Annotated in this window: 19 protein-coding genes; 15 read left to right on the top strand and 4 right to left on the bottom strand. The window is 64.5% G+C overall.

The annotated features are described in order from the left end of the window. Positions 1-86 precede the first annotated feature (86 nt). The 5 genes from AACX88_RS09015 (at position 87) to AACX88_RS08995 (ending at position 10,311) form a co-directional block, all read left to right on the top strand. On the top strand, positions 87-275 hold the full coding sequence (locus tag AACX88_RS09015; protein WP_064862402.1) for a helix-turn-helix domain-containing protein: 189 nt from the start codon (positions 87-89) through the stop codon (positions 273-275). Positions 276-336: 61 nt separating this feature from the next. Beyond that, positions 337-3,615, top strand: a complete 3,279-nt coding sequence (locus AACX88_RS09010) for an ATP-binding protein (RefSeq protein WP_064862403.1) — start codon at positions 337-339, stop codon at positions 3,613-3,615. After that, positions 3,612-4,082 (top strand): DUF7680 family protein, encoded by a 471-nt coding sequence (locus AACX88_RS09005; protein WP_273491644.1) that lies wholly within the window; start codon positions 3,612-3,614, stop codon positions 4,080-4,082. Before AACX88_RS09010 ends, AACX88_RS09005 begins: the two co-directional genes overlap by 4 nt. A 9-nt stretch (positions 4,083-4,091) precedes the next feature. Further along, complete coding sequence (locus AACX88_RS09000; protein ID WP_339392681.1) at positions 4,092-7,001, top strand: DUF1156 domain-containing protein; 2,910 nt, start codon at positions 4,092-4,094, stop codon at positions 6,999-7,001. Between the two features lies 1 nt (position 7,002). Further along, positions 7,003-10,311: a DEAD/DEAH box helicase gene (locus tag AACX88_RS08995; RefSeq protein WP_339392680.1), complete on the top strand. Its 3,309-nt coding sequence runs from the start codon at positions 7,003-7,005 to the stop codon at positions 10,309-10,311. Positions 10,312-10,596: 285 nt separating this feature from the next. Here AACX88_RS08995 and AACX88_RS08990 read toward each other — a convergent pair whose 3' ends face one another. Further along, the gene (locus tag AACX88_RS08990) at positions 10,597-11,457 is read right to left on the bottom strand and encodes a DNA cytosine methyltransferase (protein WP_339392679.1); all 861 of its coding nucleotides are present in this window, start codon (positions 11,455-11,457) and stop codon (positions 10,597-10,599) included. 211 nt (positions 11,458-11,668) lie between these two features. On the opposite strand from AACX88_RS08990, the gene mobF reads away from it, so the two are divergent. The 7 genes from mobF (at position 11,669) to AACX88_RS08955 (ending at position 21,532) form a co-directional block, all read left to right on the top strand. After that, positions 11,669-15,280, top strand: a complete 3,612-nt coding sequence (gene mobF / locus AACX88_RS08985; protein WP_339392693.1) for a MobF family relaxase — start codon at positions 11,669-11,671, stop codon at positions 15,278-15,280. Positions 15,281-15,438: 158 nt separating this feature from the next. Beyond that, positions 15,439-16,290 carry a TIGR02391 family protein gene (locus AACX88_RS08980; RefSeq protein ID WP_231895001.1) on the top strand — a complete coding sequence of 284 codons (852 nt, stop codon included), beginning with the start codon at positions 15,439-15,441 and terminating at the stop codon, positions 16,288-16,290. Further along, positions 16,287-18,017 carry a KAP family P-loop NTPase fold protein gene (locus AACX88_RS08975; RefSeq protein ID WP_339392678.1) on the top strand — a complete coding sequence of 577 codons (1,731 nt, stop codon included), beginning with the start codon at positions 16,287-16,289 and terminating at the stop codon, positions 18,015-18,017. The genes AACX88_RS08980 and AACX88_RS08975 overlap by 4 nt, the downstream gene beginning before the upstream one ends. A 412-nt stretch (positions 18,018-18,429) precedes the next feature. After that, complete coding sequence (locus AACX88_RS08970) at positions 18,430-18,852, top strand: hypothetical protein (RefSeq protein WP_146048014.1); 423 nt, start codon at positions 18,430-18,432, stop codon at positions 18,850-18,852. Continuing rightward, complete coding sequence (locus tag AACX88_RS08965; RefSeq protein ID WP_064862410.1) at positions 18,849-20,123, top strand: adenine nucleotide alpha hydrolase family protein; 1,275 nt, start codon at positions 18,849-18,851, stop codon at positions 20,121-20,123. Before AACX88_RS08970 ends, AACX88_RS08965 begins: the two co-directional genes overlap by 4 nt. Next, positions 20,120-20,878 carry a TatD family hydrolase gene (locus tag AACX88_RS17650; RefSeq protein ID WP_064862411.1) on the top strand — a complete coding sequence of 253 codons (759 nt, stop codon included), beginning with the start codon at positions 20,120-20,122 and terminating at the stop codon, positions 20,876-20,878. The genes AACX88_RS08965 and AACX88_RS17650 overlap by 4 nt, the downstream gene beginning before the upstream one ends. Before the next feature lie 291 nt (positions 20,879-21,169). Then, a complete protein-coding gene (locus AACX88_RS08955; RefSeq protein WP_064862412.1) occupies positions 21,170-21,532 on the top strand; it encodes a hypothetical protein in 363 nt (120 codons plus the stop codon). Between the two features lie 36 nt (positions 21,533-21,568). On the opposite strand, the gene AACX88_RS08950 is transcribed toward AACX88_RS08955, so the two are convergent. From AACX88_RS08950 to AACX88_RS08940, 3 genes are all read right to left on the bottom strand, one after another. Continuing rightward, positions 21,569-22,555: a DNA-processing protein DprA gene (locus AACX88_RS08950; protein WP_339392676.1), complete on the bottom strand. Its 987-nt coding sequence runs from the start codon at positions 22,553-22,555 to the stop codon at positions 21,569-21,571. Between the two features lie 73 nt (positions 22,556-22,628). Next, on the bottom strand, positions 22,629-22,958 hold the full coding sequence (locus tag AACX88_RS08945) for a helix-turn-helix domain-containing protein (RefSeq protein WP_232212129.1): 330 nt from the start codon (positions 22,956-22,958) through the stop codon (positions 22,629-22,631). 293 nt (positions 22,959-23,251) lie between these two features. Then, positions 23,252-23,536 (bottom strand): metal-sensitive transcriptional regulator, encoded by a 285-nt coding sequence (locus AACX88_RS08940; protein ID WP_016465089.1) that lies wholly within the window; start codon positions 23,534-23,536, stop codon positions 23,252-23,254. Between the two features lie 98 nt (positions 23,537-23,634). Between AACX88_RS08940 and AACX88_RS08935 the strand changes: the two genes are divergently transcribed. From AACX88_RS08935 to AACX88_RS08925, 3 genes are all read left to right on the top strand, one after another. After that, positions 23,635-23,820: a hypothetical protein gene (locus AACX88_RS08935; RefSeq protein ID WP_016465088.1), complete on the top strand. Its 186-nt coding sequence runs from the start codon at positions 23,635-23,637 to the stop codon at positions 23,818-23,820. Positions 23,821-23,992: 172 nt separating this feature from the next. Further along, complete coding sequence (locus tag AACX88_RS08930; RefSeq protein WP_033107194.1) at positions 23,993-25,405, top strand: MBL fold metallo-hydrolase; 1,413 nt, start codon at positions 23,993-23,995, stop codon at positions 25,403-25,405. 22 nt (positions 25,406-25,427) lie between these two features. After that, a complete protein-coding gene (locus AACX88_RS08925) occupies positions 25,428-26,201 on the top strand; it encodes a sulfite exporter TauE/SafE family protein (protein ID WP_339392675.1) in 774 nt (257 codons plus the stop codon). The last annotated feature ends 19 nt before the right edge of the window (positions 26,202-26,220 follow it).

Here is a 26,220-nt window from a genome sequence, read left to right as displayed (position 1 = left end):
GCCCGCAAAAACCCAACTCAAACGGCACCCCTCCGGTAGGCTTGCGACTGCTGGCCTGTCTGGCCAAGGAGCGAGGGAGGACCAATGTGGCTGAGCCGTGGCTGTCTGCCGACGACATCGCCGCCCACCTTGGGATCACCAAAGACACTGTGTACACCTGGATCGCCGAGAAGGCCATGCCCGCGCACAAGGTCGGGCGCCTCTGGAAGTTCCAGGCCAGCGAAGTGGATGACTGGGTGCGAAACGGCCACGCTGCATCGGAGGGAGACAAGTGACGCGCGAGGTAGCGAATCGTGCGAGCTCGACCGCTTGCAGCTGGTTTGAGAAGGAAGACATATGAGCGACTTGAGTTTGATCCCGCTGCGCACTGCCTGTGTGCCACGAGAAGACGTGCTACAGGGCGGTCTCGCCGACAACCACTTCGCAGCACAGCTCGACAAGGTTGTACGTGACGCCGAGCACTACCCGGTGTACGGGGACGCCGAGGCATTCTTCGCTCAGACCTACCCGACCTCCGGGTTGAAGACCCTTCTCACCAAGACCTTCGGTCGTATTACTGGGGCGAAGGGCGCGGCAGGAGAGAACGGAGTCTTGCGGCCCACCACCTCCTTTGGTGGCGGCAAGACCCACGGCCTCACAGCGGTCTACCACCTGGCCGGCGGGGCGCGACCCGCTAACATCGCAGAGTTCATCGACCCAAGCCTGCTTCCGGATGGTGCTGTTCAGGTTGCCGCGCTCGTCGGCGACGCTCTCGACCCCACCGCCGGGGTCGACACCGATGGCCACCGCACCTACACGCTGTGGGGCGAGATGGCGGCACAGATCGGTGACAACGCCTTCTCCGTGATGGCTGCCAATGACGCCGAGCGCACTGCGCCGGGAACAGGCACCATTAAGGCGGCGTTCGGCGGCAGGCCAACGATCGTCATCGTGGACGAGATCGCCAAGTACCTGCGAGCGGTGTCCTCCTCGGGCAGCGAGGACGTGCGTCGCATGGCCCGCGCAATCCCGGTGTTCCTGGGGAACCTGTTCGAGGTCGCGTCTGACCCGACCAATCGGGTCTCAGTCATCATCACCCTGGCGGCCACCACCAACGCCTTCGGTGCAGAGACCACCGAGATCAGCGACCTCACCGGCGACGAGAAAGAACGGGCCGACGCGGCGAACGCCGCCTCCGTCAAGGCAGCGGAGGAGACCGGGGACGTACTGACCCGCGCCGTGCAACCGTCCGCAGTGATCCGCCCTGCCGACGACAACGAAATCGGCGAAATCCTCAAGAAACGCATCTTTGCCTCGGTCGATCAGACTGCGGCGACTGCTGCTGGTGACGCCTACCGAGACCTGTACGAGACACTCGGCAAGACCGAGCAGTTGGCGGGCGGCGCCGAACACCCTGCGACCTACGGCGAGCTGGTCACCAAGACGTACCCGTTCCACCCCGAGCTCGTCCGTGTCCTGGATAAGCGCCTGGGCAATATCACACAGTTCCAGCGAGCAAGAGGCGCGTTGAAGTTGCTGGCTGAGGTCGTGGCACACATCTACGCGACGAACGATGACACCGCGATCATCAACGTTGGTGACATCGACTACGACAACGACCCGGTGCTGAACCATCTCACCGATGGTCTCGGACGGTCCGAGTACGCATCTGTGGCCGAGGGAGACTTCGCAGGCAAACAGTCGCACTCCGCCGCAGTGGACACTGATATCTTCCCCGGCAAACCTGCCTACACCACCCGCGTCGCACGCACGGTGTTCACACATTCGCTTGAAATGGTGGCGACCGCAGGAGCCGGCCGCAACGACTGGATCGTCGGCACGCTCCGCCCAGGCGAAGACACCGCCATCTTCGAGAAGGCACTCACGGAATCCGAGAAGGTCTTCTGGCATCTGTCTTTCGATGGTGGGCGATGGCGCTTCAACATCGAACCGAACGTCAACGCCATCATCGAGACCGAGAAGCGCAACGTCGCCAATACCGCCGTCGCGGCGATGGTCGACACACTCATCCGCAACGCGTTCGCTAACGATGGTGGCGCCAAAGCCGTGCACTTCCCGTCGGGCCCTGCCGAGGTCCACGACGAGGCAGGCCTGAGAGTGGTCGTGCTTGACTACAACGTCGTGGCCGTCACGCAGAAGGGCGCAGAGCAGCCACCTTCCGCAGTCGTTGAGATGCTGGACAAGGTCGGCTCCGTCGGCAGCCCGCGGACTTACCGCAACGCCGTGGTGTTCGCAGTCCCCGACGAAGAGCAAATCGAAGTGCTGAAAGATCGAGCACGAGCTTTGATCGCATCCAACAACCTCGCCAGCGACGCCGCTCGACTCGCACAGTTCAGCGACGAAGTTCGCAAGAAGGTGGAGGTCTACAACAAGGAAGCCACGCTCAACGCCCGTATCGCGGTAACCCGCTGCTACAAGCACATCTACTTTCCCTCTGGGGACAAGGCGACCGGGTACCTCCGCCACCGTGAGCTCCCGGCCCAGGCACAAGGGGACACAAAGAATGCGACCTCAGCGGTATTGAGCTTGCTCGAAGACGAGGACAAGATTCGGAGCAGTCCGTTCACCGCCTCGTACCTCCGGTCGAAGACCTGGCACGCTACAAGCTCCGCCACCACACGCTCGATCGCCGACTACTTCTGGACAGACCACACGATCCAGATCGTCCGCAACCCAAACCTGATTCGTGAAGCGATCGTCAATGGGGTGAAGAACGAGAACTGGGTCTACTACGACGCGGGCACGGGGAAGACCTACACAGCAAGCACGATGGCCGGGTTCTCGCCCGAGATGAAGCCTGACGCCGAGGTGATGACTGCTTCCGAAGCACAGTCACGAGGCCTGCTCGTTCGCAAGCCGACCCAGACCGACTTGCGTGCCGTCATCACCAACGATGACCTCACCGGAGCCGAGATACGCTCCCGCCTCGAAGCACAGTGCGGCGGTGAGCCCACCAAGACCGACGTCTTGGAGCTGCTCGCCACCGCGGTACAAGCCAGCGACTACAAGTGGTTCGTTGTCCTCGATGCAGAGCCCGCACCGGGCGTCCGTGCGCTGTCGCCATCCGCGATCAAGGACAAGGGACTCGACGGCCTGCGCATCCTCAGCAGAGAAGCAGCCGACGCGCAAGAGATCGAGGTGCCGACCCGCACACCGAACTCGAAGACCTTCAATGCAGCCGGCCCAGGCGGTGCAGCAATGCAGAGCCTCCTCGATCAGATTTCGGACTTCACGGTCCCGACGGTAAGCACGATGACCTTGAAGGTCACCGCCGACGAGGCCTCAGGCACCAGCGACATCGACCTCGCCGTGGCAGCGCTCGGCATGCTGCAAAAGCAGCACATCACCGTTCGTGCGACGATCCGCGCCGAGTTCAAGGGAGTCAACGGCGGAGTCCAGTTCCAGGGCACCGCAGACCGTCAAGACTTCCAGTCCGCCTACAACCATGTGAAGAAGGCCATTGGCGGAGCGAACAAGGTAGCGGGGGAGGTCACCCTCGTCTTCCGTTTCGCCCCCGCTCTGGACATCACCGACGCTCAGTTCGGCCAGATTCACACGGTCGTCAAGAACCTCGGTATGAAGAGCACCACGATGACGGCCGAGGTGACCAAGTGAGTGCGGTCAAGCGGTTCCGCCCCGCATCCCATCTCTCACTGGTCGAAGGCGTCCGAGGGTTCCGACTCGTGGTAACGCCGGGTCGAGGCGAAGCCTTCGGCGTGACGCTTGAAGAAAGCTACGGCGAGAACGGCAGCTCAATCACGGCACCGGTCAGCACAGCCACACCCGTTCAAGCTGGACGCGTGGTTGATGCGCTGTTCGTCGCGATCCGTAAGGCAGGCCACCAGCCGAGCGTGCTGGCTTTCAAACGGAAGGCACCGATTCGCCTGGGCGAAGCCGAGGGAGTCCGCCTTGCGCTGGTGCTGTTCACGACGCAGCCCATTGCCAAGCATGAACGGGTCCGGGCCCTCGTCGCCGGAATCAACGCCATGAGCGTCGAGGAAACCTACTACTGGTACTCCAAATGCATGGGACTCGATGGCAACCGCGCCCGCAAGGCACTCCGAACACTCCTCGCCGACTAAGGACACGACGTGACCACTTCAAGACCACGGGTCCTCATCGAGGACTGGCTACCCGTCGCAGAACTCGGAATCGAGTCACGGCGAGAGCGCGGAGCGGCCTCAGCCCTACCACCGCTCTCGTTCCTTCACATCTGGTGGGCCCGTCGACCACTTGTCGCCTCCGCTGCTGTCGCACTCGCGGGCGTCATGCCGGCATGGACCGAAGAGTTGGCCGAATCGTTCCCAGACGCGCCGGAAGTTCGCACTGAATCGGCCTACAGGGCATGGCTACTTCGCCTCGTCGGCATCCTGGGTGACCCCGTCAAGGGAAGACGCATGATCGATGCCGCCAACGCTGCTGGCGTGAAGTTGCAGGGCAACGGTTACGGCTACCGTCAGGCGTTCCGAAACGCAGTGTCGCGCTCAGACATCGACCTGCTCCACACCGTTCTTCGTCGCACCTGGGGCGAGCTTCCGACCATTGCTGACCCGACCGCCGGTGGAGGATCAATTCCTTGGGCTGCGAGCCGACTTGGGCTACCTGTCGTCGCGAACGACCTCAACGGAGTCGCGGCCAGCGTGCTGAAGGCAGGCGTCGAGATACCTGCAACCCGCGGCCTCGACCTGCTCCCTGACATCAGGAAGTGGGGCGACGTGCTCGTCAAGCGAGTGGAGAAGCGACTCAAGGAGTTCTTCCCGCTCAACGAAGGGGAAAGCGTCATCGCCTACATCTGGGCGAACGCTGTCCCTTGCCCGCGCACGGGTCGGCTTGTGCCACTGCTGACAGATAAGTGGCTACGCAAGGCACCGGGGAAAGAGGCCGCGGTCCGGATGGTCACCTCCGTTGAGGGGATCGAACTCAGGGAGCCACGCTTCGAGGTCATTCTGGGACGCGAGGTGGACAAAGCCGACGCCAGCACCGGGACAGTGGCGCGAGGCAAGGCGGTCTCTCCATACGACAACCTGGTTATCGATGGTGATTACATCAAGGCGGCCGCTCAGAGCGGCGATATGAGCCAACTGCTCTACGCCGTGGCAGTCCGAAAGCCATCTGGTGAGCGTACCTTCCGGGCGCCGAATGAGGCAGACCTTCAAGCACTGCAAGCTGCGAATCGCACTTTCGACGCACTGAAAGACGAGTGGTTTGATGCCGGAATCCTGCCCACCGAGGAGTTTCCTGAAGGGAACGATCTGCGCCCCAAACACTACGGTCTCGATCGTTGGGTAGATTTCTTCACTCCTCGCCAAGCGCTCGTACATGGCACGTTTGGTGAGGAGTTCGCGCGCCTCGTGCCCGAAGTGCGCGAGGCTCTCGGCGAGGCTGCTGACCAGGTGCTTTTCGAGTTGGCTCTGATGCAGGGCAAGGCCCTCAATTACAATTCGAGACTTGGCTCATGGCACGTCTCAAAGCAAGTGATGCGAAGCGTCTTCGAGAGGCATGACTTCGCGTTCAAGTGGACATTCGCCGAGTTCGAAGGCGCAACCGCCCTCTACTCGTGGTGCCTCGACCAACTAACAGATGCCTACGGTGGGATCGCCCGCCTGCTCGACGAGACCGGATCGGCAGAGCTCGGCATGAACGACCGACTTGAGCGTCAGGTCACGGTTACTCAAGGTAGCGCGGCAAGCCTCCCACTGGATGACGGCTCGGTGACGCATATCTGCATGGACCCGCCCTACTACAACAACGTGATGTATGCAGAACTCGCCGACTTTTTCTACGTCTGGGAGAAGCGCACGCTGGGGCGTCTCGTTCCTGACTACTTCCGGGATGAACTCACCGACAAGGACAACGAGGCGGTGGCGAACCCAGCTCGTTTCGCGGCGATGGGACGACGCAAGAACGAACTCGCCGATCTTGACTATGAGTCGAAAATGACTTCTATCTTCGCCGAGTCCCGACGAGTGTTGGCAGACGACGGAGTCCTCTCGGTGATGTTCACTCACAAACGAGCCGAGGCGTGGGACACCCTCGGCATGGGCTTGCTGCAGGCCGGCTTCACCATCGAGACCTCGTGGCCCGTGAACACGGAGGCCGAGACCTCACTCCATCAAGCGAACATGAACTCGGCGGCATCGACGATCATGCTCGTGTGTCGCAAGCGGGAGGATCGGGAGACAGAACACCGAACGTACCTGGATGACATCGAGCAGGATATTCGTCTCGCAGCACGTGATGCAGCAACGAGGTTCCAGCATGACGGTATCGACGGCGTGGACCTACTGCTCTCAACATACGGACCAACGCTGTCTGTCATCTCGCAGAACTGGCCTGTCTACTCGTCCACTCCGGACGCAGATGGACGCGACCAACTGCTCCGTCCTGAAGACGCTCTCGCCTTGGCTCGTGAGGAGATCGTAGACCTTCGCCGATCCCGCCTTGTTGGAAAGGCGGCGAAGGTCGATGGCCTCACTGACTTCGTCCTGTTGGCGTGGGACACGTTCGGCGCGCGGGAGTTCCCGTTTGATACGGCCAGACTGCTTGCCCTTGCCGTGGGGGGCCTAGATGTGGACGACCTGGAGCGTGCAAAGATCGTGTCGAAGTCGTCCGGGAAAGTCACACTGCTAACGCCGAAGGAACGGTTGCGCCGCGGTGCTGACTCGGGCCTTCCCGGGGTAACGCCCGAAGCATCCTCTTTCGAGTACATCATCGACGCTGTTGACACTGCGCTCTACATTGCTGAGGTAGACGGTCAACAGGCCGCCAAGCGCTTCCTTGATCGTCATGGATACACAAGCGACAGTGGATTCGTTTCCACGCTGCAAGGTCTGGCGAATGCGATCCCGCGGACCAAGGTGAAGGGCGCCTGGGTTGTGCGTGAGGCCGGGCTCATCGACACGCTCTGCACCCTGTACTTCGAGGATGTCGTGTTGCCGGAGGCAGAGGAGATGGCCGCTCTGGCAGACCCCAACGAGAACACGCTGTTCGACGTGGAGTGACATGACCCCGGACGACAGCGACGCTCTACCACCTGGATTGCCGGCGCCACATGGCGGACCGGGGAGTCCTGAGCTGTTCTCGGGCGACTCTATCTCGTCGCCGGATTCGTTCCAATTTGTTGATCTGGGAGCAACCTACTCGCCGGACGACCACCCGTTCGAGACGTTCTATTTACCGTTGCTGTCTCGGGCGGTGACCTACGACAGAGCCGTGGGCTACTGGTCAGCGTCCGAGCTTCAGTACGCGGCACAGGGCACCGCCCATTTCCTCGCGAACGGTGGGAAGATGCGCCTCATCGTCGGTGCGCAACTCGCGCAGCGAGACGTGGACGCCGTCATCGAGGGCAAGCCGCTCGACGACGTAGTGGCGGCGAGGCTGCTCGCTGATCCGGACCTTGCCGGGACGCGGATCGTGCAGAGCGAGCATCTGAGCGTGCTTGCGTGGATGGTCGCCACGGACAGGCTTGAGATTCGTGTCGGTGTCCCGAGGGGAGAAGACGGTGAGCTGCTGACGCACCTACAGTCGGGACGATACTTCCACACCAAGTACGGCATATTCGCGGATCGGTACGGGAATCGAGTCGCCTTCAACGGATCGAACAACTCGTCGGTGACGGCCTGGGCGAGGAACCATGAGACGTTCGACGCCTACCCATCCTGGAATGTGCCGATCTGGGACTACCTGGGTGTCCACAAGGTGCTCGACTTCGAGAAGCACTGGACCGACAACGCTGATGCAGGTTGGGCAGTCATAGACCTGCCGTCGGCCGTGCGGAAGCACCTCATCGAGCACGCTCCCGAGGCCCCGCCGCTTCCACCCGGCGTTGTGTTGCCGCCTTTGGATGCTCCGACCTTGTCCGAAGACGACACCGAGGAGTTCGATGTCGAGGCAGCATGGGACGAGCTCGTCGCACTGCGCGATGCACCAACCGAATCACCCTGGACGGGCGTCGGATCGGCATGGGCGCGGCCTCTCCCGCACCAAGCGGAGCTCATCAGCCGTGTCGTGAGCACCTACCCGCGCGGCTACCTGCTCGCGGACGAGGTTGGTCTCGGCAAGACCGTGGAAGCGGGCATGGTCCTCCGCGAACTCTTCACGTCAGGCCGGGCGAAGAAGGCGCTGCTGCTTGTCCCCGCCTCCGTGATGAAGCAGTGGCAAGAGGAACTCCACGAGAAGATGAACCTCGATGTTGCCCGCTTCGACAAGGGTGTGTTCGTAGATCGTTACGATGCGCCGATCCCGGTCGATCCGAACGCGAATCCGTGGTCCGCGTTTCCCATCGTGCTCGCTTCGTCGCACCTTGCTCGGCGTCGCGACCGCCGGCGGCAGATACTCGACGCGGGTCCGTGGGATGTTGTCCTGGTTGACGAGGCGCATCACGCCCGTCGCCGCGGCTCCAAGCCGACCGACACTCCGAACTCATTGCTGGCGCTACTTCAAGAGATGCGCGACAAGGAGATGTGGCGGGCGCTGTACCTCGCCACGGCAACACCGATGCAGATGAACCCACATGAAGCCTGGGACTTGATCTCCCTGCTCGGGCTCAAGGGTCGGTGGGGCGTCAGCGCCGAGGACTTCATTCGGTACTTCAAGCTGCTGGCAATCGACCCGATGCACCGGCACTGGGACCTGTTGTGCGCAATGCTGGAGGACTACTTCGCCGACCCACAGGCCGAGCGGGACGCTGACCTCGAACAGGAGATCGACGACGCACTCGGCTGGACGGGCGCGTACGTGGTCACGGCTCTAGCCGGGAACCCGCCGAGTGCGGACCTGAAGGCCAAGTTCCCCAACGAGACCTCCGAGTGGATGGACAAGTGGCTCCGTCGCCACACTCCGATGCGGGATCGTGTCTTCCGCAACACCCGAAAGACCATGCGCGACTACCAGGCAGCCGGGATCATCCCTGACGACGTGGTGATCCCGTATCGCCACGTCAAGGACGAGTTCATCCCGCTACAACCGAACGAGCGACGCCTGTACGAGCGGATCGAGGGGTACATCCGCCGCCACTACAACGCTTACATGGCCGAGGCTGGAAATCAGGCACTCGGGTTCATCATGACCGTCTATCGCCGCCGACTGACCTCCTCGTTCGAAGCGATCAAACGGTCTCTTCGCCGTCGCCTGAGTGTGTTGGAGAACGGCAAGAACCTCGCCGAGCTGCTCACCGACGACGACAACGTAGATGTCGAAGGTTCGCTGTTCGAGCCAGAGGCCTTCGACACGAGAGCCGACCGCCTCCGTGACGAAATCGCAGAGCTCAAGTCGTTCCTCCAAGACCTCGATAGCATCACGGGCGAAGACAGCAAAGCGAGCAAACTTGTTGCCGACGTGACCGAGGCTCTGAACACGTACTCCTCTGTCGTCGTCTTCACCCAGTACGCCGACACGATGGACTACGTCCGCGAGCGGCTTCTCACAGCGGGGTACCGCCGCCTCGGCTGCTACTCGGGCCGAGGTGGGGAGGTCTACAACGTCGAGTCTGGAAGCTGGACCGAGGTTACGAAGTCGGAGATCAAGACCAGGTTCCGCAGTGGCGAGCTTGAAGTCCTCATCGGTACAGACTCCATGAGTGAAGGTCTGAACCTGCAAACGTCCGGGCGACTCATCAACTACGACATGCCCTGGAACCTCATGCGTGTCGAGCAGCGAATCGGGCGCGTCGATCGCATCGGCGCGTCGTACAAGGACATCCGCATCAGCAACTATTTCTACGCTGACACCGTTGAGGAGCAGGTGTACAAGGGCATCGCCGAGGACTATGGCGACTTCACCGACATCGTGGGCGACGCAGCCCCAGTGCTCGCCAATATTGAGAAGGCTATCGAGCGTCTGGCACTGACTGGCCACGCAACGACCACCGAGATTGACTCCGAAGTCGGACAGATTCGCCAGCAGGTCGAGGACATCAAGAGTGAGCCTGTCGGCAACGACGACATGGGCGAACCCGGCGGTGACGGTCGGATCAAGCAGCCGCCAACGCTGGAGGGCGGTACATCTCTGCGAGACCTGGAACGTGTACTCACCGCGAACGGCCTAACCAGTGATGCCTTCGAGCCCGACCCTTCCCGTCCTCGGGTGTATTGGCTCAAGCCTCCGGCGGAAGCACTCTCAGCTCTGTCCTTCCGAAAAGACGATGGCGTGCACGACATCGAGGAATACTTCGACCCGTCGCCGCTCGCCCCGCTGCCGGTGACGTTCGACCGTGCTACATGGGATGAGAGCGACGACGCTGACCTGGTCTTCCTCACCTACGGCACCCCCGAACTATCCGCGCTGCTGCCCGCCGCATCGCACGACGACTAGAGATCGCCCGACCGTCCCGAGAGTTTCAGCGTCCGCAGAGCAGCGACAGCGTGCAGCGGAAGCACTCCGTTGCCGAGCGCGGTGATCTGTTGATTCTGCGTCAGCTGGTCAGTATCGGTGACCCATCCAGTCGGCAGACTCATGAGCCACTCCACGAACGCGGGTGCTGGGCGGGGGCCGTCCGCGTCGGTCAGGAGGGCTGGCGCTGGCGCGGGGCGTCCGGTGATGTGTTCCCACCGGGCGATGGCGTCGGCGTAGCGTCCCCAGCGCTGAACAGTCCGTCGATCAGGGACCACAGCGTCTCCGACTCGGCTCTCCTGCTCGGTGAGCCAGCCGGTCCGTGGAGCGCGAAGTCGATGATCTGGTGCGACAGCGCGATCGTCCCTCGTCTCGCTCGCACCTGGTCGAGAGTCTCTCCGCCGCGCGATGAGTCCGTCGCCAGCCAGCGGGGTGCGGAACAGTGCGCCGGGCGAGGGCGAAGATGCGGAAGCGTTGGTGAGGAGCTCCGACAAGGGAAGCCGGTAGGCCGATCCATCGTGCATCCAGCCGCAGGTCGGCCAGATCGCCGAGAACGGCGCCGAGAGCCCGTAGATGTCGAGCTGCGTTGTCTCCCAGATGCCACGGGTCGGGTTCCATGCCGCGAAGGGTTGCGCCGTCGGGGGTTGCATCGTCCGGGTTGCGTCGGTCATGGTCGTCTCCTTCTGAGGGTGGCCGTATCGCGGGTGAGGACAGCAGCCCGCGGACGTTCTCGATGACGACCCATTCGGGCTGGAGCGCGTCGATGGCCACGGCCATGTGTGCCCAGAGCCCCGAGCGTGTTCCTGGCGCGAGGCCGGCGCGCTTGCCGACGGTGGACACGTCTTGGCAGGGGAACCCGCCGATGAGGATGTCCACGGGCTCGACCCGGCTCCAGTCGATGGTCGTGATGTCGCCGAGGTTCGGCGCGCCGGGCCAGTGGTGGGAGAAGACGCGGGCGACGGGCTCGTTGAGTTCTGAGAACCACACGGTCTTGGCGTTGAAGACGTGCTCGACGGCGAGATCGAGGCCGCCGTAGCCGCTGAACAGCGACCCGATCCTGAGTTCTGAGTCGCCGCTGGCGTCGAGGTCGTGCATGAAGTGCGCTCCGGTGACGGTCGTTCCCGGCATCGCCTCGTCACGAAGCTGATGTCGAGCTGGTCACCTGTCAGGTGCACGACACCCACACGCGCCTGCCGCCCGAGGTCCTCTACCTCCGGCCTTCGCTCCAACCGCACTCGGAGGTCACACGCGTCTTGCAGGTCGAGGTTGATCCGGGCATTACCGCCGTAGAAGTCACCGGGTGCGGATGCTCACCTGCCCGGCAGAAGCGGAGGTGAGCATGACGGTTTCGATGCGCGTGATGTCGGCGGGTGATGGCTACAAGTACCTGCTCAAGACGGTCGTGGCCGCCGACGGCAACCGGCCGCTCTCGACGCCGCTCACTCGTTACTACATGGAGGAGGGCACCCCGCCTGGTCGCTGGCTTGGCGCGGGTGTAGCGGCCCTCGGCAAGGGCGAGATTCAGGTGGGCGACCGAGTATCAGGAGACCAGCTCCAGCTCCTGATGGGCACGGGCTGTGATCCAATCACCGGCGACAAACTCGGCTTGGGCTTCGCGACGTACAAGAGCCAGAACGAGCGGATCGAGGCACGGATCGCAGGCCTTGAGTCGACGATGACACCTGGGGCCAAGGGTGAGGCTGTCGCGCAGATCGTTGCCGAGGAGACTGCCCGCAGCACACGCCGTGCGGTGGCGGGTTTCGACTTCACCTTCTCGATCCCGAAGTCCGCGAGCGTGTTGTGGGCGGTTGCCGACGCCGGGGTCCAAGCGCTGATCGCGGAGGCGCATCATCGAGCGGTTGCGGAGGTGGTTGCGTTCATGGAGCGCGAGGTTGCAGCCACACGCACGGGTGCAACCGCCGGTGACGGCGCGGTTGCACAGGTCGATGTCACCGGGCTCATCGCAACCGCCTTCGATCACTTCGACTCCCGCGCCGGCGACCCCCACCTCCACACGCACGTCGTCATCAGCAACAAGGCCAAGACCGTCCTCGATGGGAAATGGCGATCGCTCGACGGCAGACCGATGCACGCCGCCGTCGTCGCGCTCTCCGAACTGCACGAAGCTGCGTTCGCCGACCACATGACGCGCACCTTCGGCGTCTCGTGGGAGGCCCGCGAGATGGGGCGGGACCGGAACCCAGCGTGGGCTATCACCGGCGTGCCGGAGGAACTGGTCGCGGAGTTCTCCACCCGCGCTCGCCACATCGACGCCGAGAAGAACCGGCTCATCGCCGAGTACGTTGCCCAGCACGGACACCAACCATCGAACGCGACGATCCTCAAACTGCGAGCCCAGGCCACGCTGGCTACGAGGCCTGAGAAGCAGGTCCGATCCTTGGCTGACCTGACCGCTGAGTGGCGGGATCGCGCGTCCAAGACCCTCGATCGGGACGCGACGACGTGGGCACGCGAGATGACCGACAACGACAAACCGCTCCTGCTGCGCGCCGACGACGTGCCGCTCGACGTGATCGGCGAGATTGGGCGTTCAGTCGTCGAGGTGGTCGGCGAGAAGCGCTCGACCTGGCGACGGTGGAATCTCATGGCCGAGGCATCCCGGCAGACAATGGGTTGGCGATTCGCCACCATGCAGGATCGGGAAGCCATCGTCGCGATGGTCACCGACGCCGCCGAGCTCGTCTCGCTTCGGTTGACCCCGCCCGAACTCGCGGCCTCGCCGGTCGTGTTCCGTCGGCCTGACGGCACCTCAGTGTTCCGTCCGAAGAGCTCTACCGTGTTCACCTCCGAGTCCCAGCTTGCTGCCGAGGACAGACTCCTCGAACGAGCTGCCAACCTGGCCGGGCCGACGGTGCCGCTTGCCACGGTCGAGAAGATCACCGCCAGACCCGACGCGGACGGCCTGATGCTCGGCGACGACCAAGCCGACGCCTTGGCCCGCATCGCGGTGTCGGGACGGGTGCTCGACGTGCTTGTCGGTCCCGCCGGGGCGGGCAAGACCACCGCCATGAATGCGCTCCGTCGCGCTTGGGAAGCCGAGCACGGCCCCGGCTCGGTCGTCGGCCTGGCCCCGTCAGCGGTTGCCGCCCAGGTCCTCGCCGACGATCTCGGGATCGAGACTGAGAACACGGCGAAGTGGTGGCAGAACCACCTCCTCCACGGCACCACCTTCGAGGCGGGTCAGCTCGTCGTCATCGACGAAGCCTCCCTCGCCGGCACCCTGTCACTGGACCGCATCACCCACCTCGCCCAGGAAGCGGGCGCGAAGGTGCTGCTGGTCGGCGACTACGCCCAACTGCAATCCGTGGACGCCGGCGGCGCTTTCGCAATGATCGCCAGAGACCGGGCCGACACCCCCGAACTGGTCGACGTCCACCGCTTCACCCATACCTGGGAGAAGACCGCCTCACTCGAGCTACGTCACGGACGCACGGCGGCTATCGACACCTACCTCGCCCACGAGCGCATCACCGACGGCGACTCCGAGGCCATGACCGACGCCGCCTACAACGCCTGGCGCGCCGACCGCGACGCCGGACTCGTCTCGGTGCTGATCGCCGAAACCCACGAAGACGTGACCACGCTGAACCGTCGCGCCCGCGCCGACCTGATCCTCAACAAGACGCTGAACCCCGACCGCGAAGTCGAGCTGCGCGACGGCACCGCCGCAGGCGTCGGCGACACCATCATCACGCGACAGAACAAGCGCGAACTGCGCACCCTGGCCGGGCGGGACTGGGTGCGCAACGGCGACATCTGGACCATCACCGCCGTCGGCGACGACGGGACCATCACCATCGCACGCGACTACGGAACCGGCACCGTTGTTCGCGACGACGGCACCAGCAGGGCTCGGAAGCGAAGGAGCAGGTTCGGCGGCAGCATCGTCCTCCCAGCCTCGTACGTGGCCGAGCATGTCGATCTCGGCTACGCAGTCACCGCCTACCGAGCGCAAGGCGTCACGACCGACACCGCACACGTGTTGGTCGAACCGACCTCGACGAGAGAGACCTTCTACGTCGCGATGACCCGAGGACGGCGCTCGAACCACGCTTACGTGACTCTCGACCGCGCAGACGACCATGCCCAGCCGCACCCTGGTGACGACCCGCATGCCACCGCGCGAAGCGTGCTCTACGGCGTTCTACGGCACAGCGGAGCCGAACTCTCGGCGCACGAGACCATCGTGGCCGAACAGGAACAGTGGGGCTCGATCGCCCAGCTCGCCGCCGAGTACGAGACCATCGCCGCCGCAGCCCAACACGACCGCTGGGCAACCCTCATCCGCGGCTCCGGACTCACCGACGAACAGGCCGAGAACGCCATCGAGTCCGAAGCGTTCGGCCCGCTCACGGCCGAACTCCGACGCGCCGAGGCCAACCATCACAACGTCGACGTACTGCTGCCACGCCTCGTCGCAGCGCGCGGGTTCGACGACGCCGACGACATCGCCGCCGTACTCCACTACCGGGTCGAACGGGCGACCGCCCGGCCTGCAGGCTCGGGCAGGACTCGCAAGCCACCGCGACTCATCGCCGGCCTCATCCCACAGGCGCACGGAGTCATCGACCCCGAGATGTACGCGGCGCTCGACGAGCGAGAGGAGCTGATCGAGGCGCGCGCCGATGCCGCGCTCGAAGCTGCGCTCGCCGAGAACGCGCCGTGGACGGACGCTCTTGGAGCGCAGCCGAACGACCGGCGACGAGCCGCCACCTGGCGCAAGGCCGCCCGCGCGGTCGCCGCCTACCGAGACCGCTACCGCATCACCGACGACGCACCTCTCGGTGCTCCGCCCGAGTCGGCCGCCCAGAAGATCGACGCCGCGCGAGCGCGATCCGCCTACGAAGGAATGCGCAGACAAGTTGGGGGCGTGGAGAGCATGATCGCATCCGCCACTTCAGTGCAGCGCGATGCACCTAGGAGTCTCTGACCTCGCCATCGAGACCCGACCGTCGAAGGTCGACGAGCTTGCTCGGTGTCGGTGCGTCGCCTCCGCCGACCTGGAGGAGCGTGGGACCATTGAGGCGTCATGACAACTACTCACTAGGCGCAGCACTCTGGTCGGTCGCCTGAGAACAGGGACGCTCGGTGACGACCACCACTCAGAGACCCAAGAAGATACCGCCGTTCCCCACGGAGATGGTCAAGGGCGTGTGTGATGTGCTCGCGCAGACGGACTTTCCTGGCCTCACAGGTTCAGAGATCGACTCCCTTCTTCGCATGGTTCGAGTCGATCAGCGGGAGACTGGCGCGAACAAGCGCGAGAGTCTGTACGTCACTCTGCACAATGTTCAGGCCCGACAGCAGGCAGGCAACGTTGTCGGTGCCTTCATCGCCAGGGCCATGAGTCCAGGCAGGTACGTGACTCAGCCGAACCGGTTCAACGATCTGCGCGATCGGCTCAATGAGTTCCTCGTGTTCTATGGCTATTCGATCAACGAGACCGGCAAGCTCGTGACGGGGAAGAAGGCATCCACAATCGAGGAAGGGGCAGCGCTCGCGGGGCGTCTTCAGACCGAGCTGAAGCGTCGCGGCTGTCACTCCGAACTGCTCCGCTATTGCGATGAGGAACTTGTCAATCGCTCGCTGTTCCACGCGATGTCTGAGGCGTCGAAGAGCATCCCGGCCAGGGTCCGGGCGATAACAGGGCTCGCCGGCGACGGCGCAACGCTCTACGACGGGGTGTTCGGCACCAATCGCGAACGACCCATCTGGTCGATCAATGGTCACGGATCGGAATCCGAGATCAGTGCGCACCGAGGATTTAAGAACCTGCTGGTAGGCATCCACGGGCACTTTCGAAACCCGCGAGCGCACTCCAACAGAATCCTGATTGACGAAGAGCTCGCTGACTTCTACGACGCCTTCTCCCTCTTCTCCTATGTCCATCGTCAACTCGACGCCGTGAAGCGGCTGACCAGCGAGGAGCCAACGCCATGACTGACTCCGCGATACTGCGGCTCTGGGACGACAACCCTAGCCTCGATGACTTCCTCGGATTTGACGCTGTCGTCGACCCAATCGTGAAGGCGATCGGTACGGCCAACGTCGATCCGCTCGCGATCGGCGTTCACAGCCCCTGGGGCGGCGGCAAGTCCACGGTGCTCAATCTTCTAGAGAGTCGCTTGGAAGCCGCGGGGCGGTACGTCGTCATACGAACGGACCCTTGGCAGTACGACAACCACGATGACGTACGCGGCTCACTGATTGCCGAAGTGCTCGACCAACTTGGGGCCGCATTCCAAGCGGATAGCACCGTGAAGGATCGCGTCGCGGACCTCCTGAAGCGCATCAGCTGGACCCGCGTTGGGCTCGCCCTTGGCAAGGGCGCCCTCACCATGCAGTGGAAACCGGACGAGTTGATTGACGCGTTCACCCCGAAGGCACGCTCGGATGACAAGTCCATGAGCGGATTCAAGGACTCCTTCGGCAAGCTCATAGGCGGGCTACCAGACGTTGATCGAGTAGTCGTGATGGTTGACGATCTGGACCGTTGCCTGCCTCCTGCCGTCATGGCAACACTCGAAGGAATCAAGCTGTTCCTCGCTGTGCCCAAGATGGTGTTCGTCGTGGCTGCCGACCAAGAGATGGTCCGGGACTCCATCGCGGTCAGCCTCGGCGAGACCAACCGCAGCGGGGCTTTAGCCACCCGCTATCTAGAGAAGATCGTTCAACTTCCAGTGACCCTACCGAGGTTGGCAACAGCCGACGCCGAGGCATACATCGGCCTGCTGCTCACTCAAACCGAGGGAGCAACCCCAGACGAGATCGAAGCACTCGCAAACCACTGTTCCAGTCGCCGTCAACTGGGTCTATCGCCGCTGCTGGGAGACCTTGGCAAGCTAAGCCCGAAGCCGAGCGAGGAGAGCCTGAGCTTGGCTGCCCAGTTGGCCGAAGGGCTGTCCGCCGACCGATTGGCCAACCCTCGTCAAATCAAGCGCTTCCTCAACGCCTTCGGGGTGCGGTCGATGGTGGCTCACTCCCGGAAGGTCTCCATCGCTCCCGCAGTTCTCATGAAGATGTTGCTACTGGAGGACCTCCACCGATCCTCCTTCGAGACGTTGGCCGCAACTCCGAGACCTGAGAGGACTGCGCTACTTACCGCATGGGAAGGGTGGGCGCACGGTGAAGACGGTGTGACCCGCCCAGACAAAATCGGCGAAGACACCCACCACTGGGCGGCGAGCGAACCATCGCTCGCGGAGCTTGACCTAAGCCTCTACCTGGACCTCGCCGCATCGCTCCTAAACGTCCGCGCTGGCGAGGACACAAGTGACACAGTGATCCGTCTCGTCACGGACCTCCTTGGCACGGGTACCGCAGCTCGCGAAGCAGCACTCGTCGAGCTGACTGCGCTCGGTGAAGCCGAACAGCGAGCAGCGATGGAGCTGAGCCTCAGGCAAGGCCGACGACTCGACGACCTCGACGTCTTGTTCGAGATGACAATCCAGTGGGCCGACAAGACACCCAGCCTCGTCGAACTCGTCATCGAGGCCGCCGGCGAACTACTCCGTCGGCTGACCACGGGAACGGTAGTCAACATGAACGGCGCCACACTGAAAGCTCAGTACCAGCCGATCCTCCAACGACTTGCCACCGAAGACGGCATAGACGACATGGTGGCACAAGCGGCCAAGATGGAGATAGAGAGCACCAATGGGCACTAACGGAGCGTTTGGCGGGAGTGGCGCCGCCGCTTGGGATCAGGTACGTGACGAATGGACCTCATTGGGGGGCCAGTCCACTGATGCACCGAGTAATGACGCCCCGGGAATCGATGGCGACCCGGATTACGACGCACTCCTCTCTGCAATCGCTGGAGCTCTGATTGGCGAGGACCCCGATGCGCGCCGTCCCTCTGTCCCGTCGTTCGCACTGTCGGATACCCTGCCGCGTCGCGGTGGTGGCCGAGGAGGCGGCGGGGGCTCGTCAGGCGGCGGGGGTGCTTCAGGAGGTGGCGGCTCATCGGGTGGTGGGCGCCGGGTCACGGCACAGGCAGCTCGGGGCGGCAGCGCGATCGGTGCCGCAACGGCGTACCGAGATCGCGACTCCGCAACGCTCGCTGGCTACGGACTGACGTTGGAGGAGTTGGACGCGCTGTCACCGCGAATGCGGTGCGCGCGGATTCTCGATGTCGCGATCGGGCAGGCCGGGCACCCAGATGAGCAAGCGATGCGCCAGGCGTCTCTGGAACAGATCAAAGTCCTGCTCGCAAGCGGCCCCGAGTCCAGCAATCTCTCAGGGCTAGAGGCGATCCGCAACTTCATAGGTGAACTGACCGTCCGACTCGGTTTGATAGAACTACGAGACCAGATACTCGCTAACTCCGTTACGGCAAAGCAGGCGCACCAGCGCGAAACAGGACTTCGACAGTGGGTCAAAGCCAAGGTCAACAAGCTCGACCTCGGCAGCTACGGCACCGTCACGACGCGAGACTTCCACCAAGTCGCACGCCAGATGAGCGCCGACGTGCTGCGACTCCTGAAAGGCGAGCGATCGTGACAGCATCCGGGGCCTATGTCGTTAGGGCTCAAGGCGACAAGAAGTCACGGCTCCAGGGATACGACACCCTCAAGTGGCCAACCGCGCCCGGCCACACGAAGTCCGTCGTGTCAGACCTCGCTTGGAACCTCGCACCTCTGCAAGACGTTGCCCCCGCAGTGGCGGACCTTGTCCACATCGCCGCCGGCGCATACATGGCCGATCGCAGCACCAGGCGCGGAGCCCGCTTCAGCCGAGACATCGCGCTCCACGTTACGGTCGTGGCCCCAGAACTGTGGACCGAGGAGCTCCTCGACACGACCTCGGAGCTTCTAGGCTGGCTTACCGGCGACACCTGGAACCTAACCGTGGCCGGAGGAGCCGAGGTCGACTTCGAGGAGACCCTGAAGGTCGGCGAGAACGGCTCGGTTGCGCTCTTGAGCGGCGGGCTGGACTCGTTCCTCGGTGCGATCCAACTGCTGATGTCGGGCGCCGAGACGATCTTCGTTGGGCACAAGGACAGCGCCACGTCGATCCGCGGTGCGCAGTCCACTGTCGGAACCTGGCTGGGCCAGTCTTTCGCTCCTGCACCGTCCTACACGCGAGTCCAACTCGCACAAGCAATCAGGCGCCGTGAGCCGAGCAGTCGCAGCAGGGCCTTCATGTTTCTGAGCCTGGGCGTCGCTGTCGCGAGCAGCCTTGGTTCACGGAGCTTGATTATCCCCGAGAACGGCTACACAGGAATCAATCTGCCACTGAGACCCAATCGAGGCGGCGCCTTGTCAACCCGCTCCACCCATCCCGAGACGTTCAGGCGCGTCGCAGAGATTCTGACCGCACTGAACATCGACGTCACCGTCACGAACCCGTTCGAATGGATGACGAAGGGCGAAATGATGCAGAGCATCCGTGGCCTCCGCCCACCGTCCGGCTGGCAGGAGACTGCAGCCGCCACGCTCTCGTGTAGCAAGCTCGGCGGCAACTGGTTCGGAGGATCGCCCAATCTCAACTGCGGTCTCTGCGTGCCTTGCATGGTGCGCCGCGCAACGTTCATCAAGGCCGAGGTTCCGGACAAGACTCAGTACCTCTGTCACGCGATATCCGGAACCCACCTCGCCGAACTCATTGACGCCCGACGGGGCGATATCGAGGCCGTCCGATATGCAATCGAGGCTGGAGCGGACGCGGACGCAATCGACTCCGGAACCTGGCCACCCGACTACGATCTCGATCGCGTTGAGGGCCTTGTTCAGCGGGGACTGGATGAGCTCGCGATGTTGGAGCTCCCATGAGCAATCGCCAAGACCGACTCCCGACTCTGGACTGCCATGCCCACGTCGCACCAGACGTGACTCACAGCCAACTCGCCACTCTCGGTCACTCTCACGTCTTTGCGGTTACCCGCAGTCTCTCCGAGGCACGACTTGTCATGAACCGCGACGACCGCGGTCTTACCTGGGGTATCGGCGTCCACCCAGCGGTCGCGACTGCGCGTGCGGAGTACAACCCAGAAGTGTTTCGTCAGCTCCTTCCTCGGTTTGCGCTTGTGGGAGAGGTCGGTCTGGACCGTCGCGGCGCTCGCGACGAGCAAGAGCAAATACTCAGTGACGTCCTCGACGCCTGCGACGGCAAGCCAGTCATGATCTCCATCCACTCCACCGGGCGCACACGCGAAGTCCTCGACCTGGTGAAGCAACGCGCCCATCCCGGCGTCATTCTCCACTGGTTTCTTGGTACGTCTAGCGAGTTGACTGAGGCAATGAGACTTGGGACCTACTTCTCGGTGAACAGCGCGATGAGTGACGCTCTGCTAACGGCTATGCCTCGTGACCGAGTGCTGCCCGAGACCGACTTCCCGGCACGGCAGGTACGTGCGCGGACACCCGGTGAGACGACCGCATTGGAGAAACGCCTTGCTACCCTGTGGCGGGCTTCGAACCAGGAAACTCGCCATCAGCTTTGGACGAATCTGAAGCGCCTCGCTGTCGTGACCGGCGCTATCGACGTAGTGTCCGAGTCGCTAGCCGACACCCTTCTGACCGTCTGAGGCGAGGGCCTACCGGGGCTCCACTACCGCAGGGTCGGAGTCGTGACAGCGCCCTCCGCGCGCTCCCGGCGCTCAACGAAGCCGCCACCTCTCAGCACGCCGCAGGGGCTGAAGGCTTCCCACATGCGGGTCGCGCCCGGGCCCCTTCGGAGCCTTCCAAATGTCGACACCTCGGCGTACCCTGGAAGGCGAGGCGGATTTCTCCTTACCTTTGGGCCGCTCGCGGCAGACCTTCGGGTCACTCTCCACGCACCGTCTCGACAATGACTCGCGTGTTGAGAGGAGCCCATCATGATCCGCCTACTGTGGACAGCCAGCGCCGAGGTTCGCTACTTCCTGCGCCGCTACATGCCGAGCAATGTCCTGCTCGACCTGATCCGCACCCGGAAGGGACTGAAGTGGGGCGTGCCAGCGATGCTTCTTGCCGGCCCCTACCTGGCCGTCGCCTTCTGGTGCACCACGCTCATCGAGAGTGGCGGCCCGGGGTGGCTCCACCTCGTAGTCCTGCTCTGCATCTGGAACGCTCTCAAGATGCTGGCCATCGGCCCTGTGAGCGTCGTTCTCCTCACGAAAGCTCGCGCCCGTGCGTACCGCGCGCAGCGGCAGGAACGCTCCGATATGACACTGCGCGAACTCACTCGAAGCCCTCGCTGAGTTCAAGTGCCAGGCGGCCTGTGCCGACCCGGCGCGCTACAGCGTGCGCGTCGGAGCAGGCGAAGGTGGGCGGACCTGCTCCATGTCGAGTCGCTCTCGTGACACCTGGCCTGGTCCAACCAGACTCGCGAGGTCCGAAGTATCCGCCACCAGGGACGCTATGCCATCGCGCAGCAAACGATGCGGCCCAACGCTCGCGGCACTCGTGACCGGGCCAGGGACGGCTCCGACACGTCGGCCGAGTTCGGCGGCTCGCTGGGCAACCACAAGTGAACCTGACCGACCGCCTGCCTCGACGATGACCGTCGCAGAGGACAGCGCAGCCATCAGCCGGGCGCGGGCGATGACCCGGTGCCGAGACGGAACGGCGCCGGGCGGAACCTCGCTTGCAAGAAGACCGACATCAGCGACGCGATCAAGCAGGTCGCGATGGCCGACGGGGTACGGACGATCGACTCCGTTGGCGAGGATGGCGATCGTGTCGCCACCCGCCGCGAGGGCTGCCAGATGTGACGCGCCTTCGATCCCGTAGGCGCCTCCCGCAACGACAACTCGTTCGTCTGCGGCAACGGAACTGGCGAGTTCCCGAGCTACGTAGTCGCCGTAGGACGTGCATGCCCGAGCGCCGGCGATCGTGACGAAATCGCTCATCGGACGGGAGAGGAAGGATGACGCGCCGCGAGTCCACAGCAGGTAGGGCGCAACTTCACCAAGATCGTCGACGGCGGTAGGCCAGTCGCTATCGCCTGGGACGAGTGCTCGAACTCCCGATTGCTGCACCTGGTCGATACGCGCGGCGAGTTCCTTCGCGTCTGGCACGCTGAGGTGGTCGCGCCAGACCTGCGCGTCCACAGGGCTCAGCCCGACTACTGCACCGTCGTGTTCAGCGAGCCAAAGCGTTTGAACTGCGCCGAGCCGGGCCAAGATGCGTCCTGTCACCGGGTCATTGGGCTCGACGAGCATCGACAGCACCATCCTCGCAGTGCGCTCATCGCTCGCGACATCACTCAAGCTGGCCATCATCGGTTCCTCTCGGCGCTCGTTACCGACGAGGTGCGCAGAGCGCTACCGACGGATCAGCAACTCGGAACCGCAGCTAGGAGTCATCGCTCGCTTCGTCCACGATGAGTCCGGCCTCGACCAGCGCCGCACGTACGGCCTTACGATCCACGCCCATCCGGCGACCGATCGCGCGCATCGAGACGCCCGCTCGGGCGAGTCGCACCGCCTCCGCCTTCTCGTCGATCCCCAGCCCCGGGCGGCGGCTAGGCACGTTGCGGCGACGCAGGTGCGCGAACACCGTGGCGCGATGGATGCCATACCTCTCGGCGAGTGCCTTGACGCTCATCCCTGCCAGGTAGTCGCCGACGAGCGCGTCCACCTCAGCGGCGGTGAGGAAAGTTTGAGCCGTCTCGACAGTCCTCACAACGGGGCCACGATCGTCCTTCGGAGCGGTATCCTGGGGGCGTCGAGAGACCTCGTAGACCCCACGGTCTAGGCGGTTGACCAGGGTCTTTGTCTTGGGGGCGGAGTTGCCGAACGTACTACTCAGGCACCCACAGACGGGTCAGGTGTGAACTTTCGACCAAGGGACCACCCTTGGAGGAAGTTCGCACCTGGCCCTATTTCTTTGCCTCGGCGGCCCACCAGGGAAAAGCATGGCGAGGGCCACACTTGCTCGGCGTGCTTACCGAGGCACGGAGACGCCCGCCGGAATCTCTAAGCGAGCGAGAGGAAGAGCTTCTCCAGCTCGTCGATGCGCTCGCCGTCGCCCGGCTCCTCGGCTAGGCACTCCTTCAGGGCACCGGCGACCACCAGGAAGCCAGCCCGGTCGACGGCCTTCGACACTGCGGAGAGCTGCTGCACGACGTCGCGGCAGTGGGCCTCGTCCTCGACCGCAGCGATGACGGCTGCCAGCTGGCCGTGCGCGCGCCGCAGCCGATTCACGATCTTGCGCTTCGCCTCCGGGTCGTGCGCCGCGACGATGTCTGGGCTGATGCTCATCGGATTCCTCCTGGGTTGACATCCACCATACTCCCCAGGGTATAGTTTGGATACCCCCCGGGGTATTCAACCTTCATCGACACCGCCAGGAGGGCGAGATGTGCAGAGCCGCGAAGTGCAACATCTGCGGGAAGACGACCTGGGCTGGCTGCGGCCAGCACGTGAACGACGTGCGCCGCACGGTCCCGGCATCCGACTGGTGCCCCGGCCGGCACACGCAGCGCGACATCGATGAGGCGAAGGCCTCGCGACCCGGCTTCCTCGCGCGCCTGTTCGGCCGCTGATCCACTGACGAGAGGACATCACCATGTGCGCACGCATCACCTGCGACCGCTGCGGCAAGCCGAGCTGGGCCGGATGCGGCCAGCACGTCGAGGAGGCCCTCGGGGGCGTCCCGGCGGCCGACCGCTGCCACTGCTGACGACTACAACGACGACGACGAACAAGGAGAGCATCATGCTGCTGGAGCGCATCTACGACGAGGACCTCGCACAGGCGAGTTACGTCATCGGTTGCCAGGCGACCGGCGAGGCGATCGTGATCGACCCCCGCCGCGACGTCGACGAGTACATGCGACTGGCCGACAAGCACGGCCTGCGCATCGCGCACGTCACCGAGACCCATATCCACGCCGACTACCTCTCAGGCACCCGCGAGTTCGCGGCGCGCACCGGTGCCCGCATGCACGTCTCCGACGAGGGCGGACCCGACTGGACCTACGGCACCGGCTTCGACGACGCCGACCGGATGCACGACGGCGACGAGATCGTCGTCGGCAACGTGACGCTGCGAGCGGTGCACACCCCCGGCCACACGCCCGAACACCTGTCGTTCCTCGTGACCGACGGCGCGCAGGCCCAGGAGCCGGGCTTCATGCTCACCGGCGACTTCGTGTTCGTCGGCGACGTCGGCCGACCGGACCTGCTCGACGAGGCGGCCGGCGGCGTCGACACCCGCTTCGAGGGCGCTCACCAACTCTTCGCGAGCCTGCGCGACCGCTTCCTGACACTGCCCGACTACGTCCAGGTGCTGCCAGCGCACGGTGCCGGCAGCGCGTGCGGCAAGTCGCTCGGCGCGATCGCGGCGACGACCGTCGGCTACGAGCGCGCCTTCTCGTGGTGGGCTCCCTACCTCGCCGCCGACGACGAGCAAGGCTTCGTCGACGAGCTACTCTCCGGCCAGCCCGACGCCCACGCGTACTTCGCCCGAATGAAGTCCCAGAACCGCACCGGCCCCGCGGTGCTCCACCCCCGCGCACCGCTCCCCGAGCGGTCCACTGCGGAGGTGCAGCACCTCCTGGAGCGCGACCTCGCGATCCTGGTGGACACTCGGGACCGCCGGCAGGTGCACGACGGCACCGTGGTCGGTTCCCTCAACATCCCGGGCGCAGCGAAGGCCGCGACCTACGGGGCGTGGGTCTACGATCCGGAGGCGGAGCACCGGCCGCTCGTTCTCCTCGCGGACGACCGCGAGGAGGCGGAGCGGATGCGCGACCACCTCGTGCGGGTCGGCATCGACGCCGTCGACGGTTTCATCCGCTCCCTCGACGGGCTCGAGCTGGTGCAGCCCCGACTGCTGCAGCCGGAGGAGCTCGACGGCCTCGCCGACGTGAACCTGGTCGACGTGCGCGGCAGCTCCGAGCACGCCGACGGGCACATCCCCGGCTCCGCGCACCTCAGCGGCGGCCGCGCGCTGTGGCACCTCGACGAGTTGCCCGCGGACGGCACCGTCGTGACGTACTGCCAGAGCGGCGTGCGCAACAGCGTCGTCGCCAGCGCACTGCGCCGGGCCGGCGTCGACGTCGTCGAGCTCGACGGCTCCTACCTCGGGTGGCTCCAGACAACCGGGCGCGAGCCGGCGACCAGCTGACCGCCGAGGATCGAGGCGCCCGATGACGCCGACCGCCACCATCGCCGTTCTTGCGCTCGCCCTGCTGGTCGGCATCAGCCTCGGCCTGCTGGGCGGCGGCGGCTCGATCCTCGCCGTGCCCGTCCTGACCGCCGTCGGCGGCGTGGAGCCGCGAGCCGCCATCGCGTCGTCACTGCTCATCGTCGGCACGACGAGCGCCCTCGGACTGCTGCAGCACGCTCGCGCGGGCCGCGTGCGCTGGCGTGTCGGCGTAGTCTTCGGAGCGGCCGGTGTTGTCGGCGCGCTCGTCGGCGGGCTGCTCGGCCGCACGCTGCCCCCAGGCGTGCTCATGGTGCTGCTCGCCGGCACGATGATCGCCGCCGCGGTGGCGATGCTTCGCCGGCGCCCGCGTCACGACCGGGCGGAGCCCGCTCGGCCGCGCATCGCCCTCGTCCTCGTGCTCGGAACGGTTGTCGGCTCACTCGCCGGGCTGGTCGGCGCGGGGGGCGGCTTCCTCATCGTCCCCGCGCTGATCCTGCTCGCCGGCCTGCCCGCGTCGGCCGCGATCGGCACATCCTTGCTCGTCATCGCGATGCAATCGCTCGCCGGGCTCGCGGCCCAACCAGCACTCCCCGACATCCCCTGGGCGCTGGTGCTGCCGTTCACCGCAATCGCCGTGGCGGGCTCCTTCCTCGGCTCGGCGCTCACCGGCCGCATCCCCGAACGGGCACTGCGCACCGGATTCGCGGTGCTCGTGCTCAGCGTGGCCGTCGCGCTGCTCGTGCAGCAGCTCGCGCTCCACCTCCCGCTCACCTGAACGACACCGCTCACCGGAG

The organism is Brevibacterium metallidurans (assembly GCF_037101285.1).
In the GTDB taxonomy this organism is placed as follows: domain Bacteria; phylum Actinomycetota; class Actinomycetes; order Actinomycetales; family Brevibacteriaceae; genus Brevibacterium; species Brevibacterium metallidurans.
The sequence above is the reverse complement of the archived record's forward strand: the minus strand, read 5'-3'. Positions and strand labels throughout refer to the sequence as shown.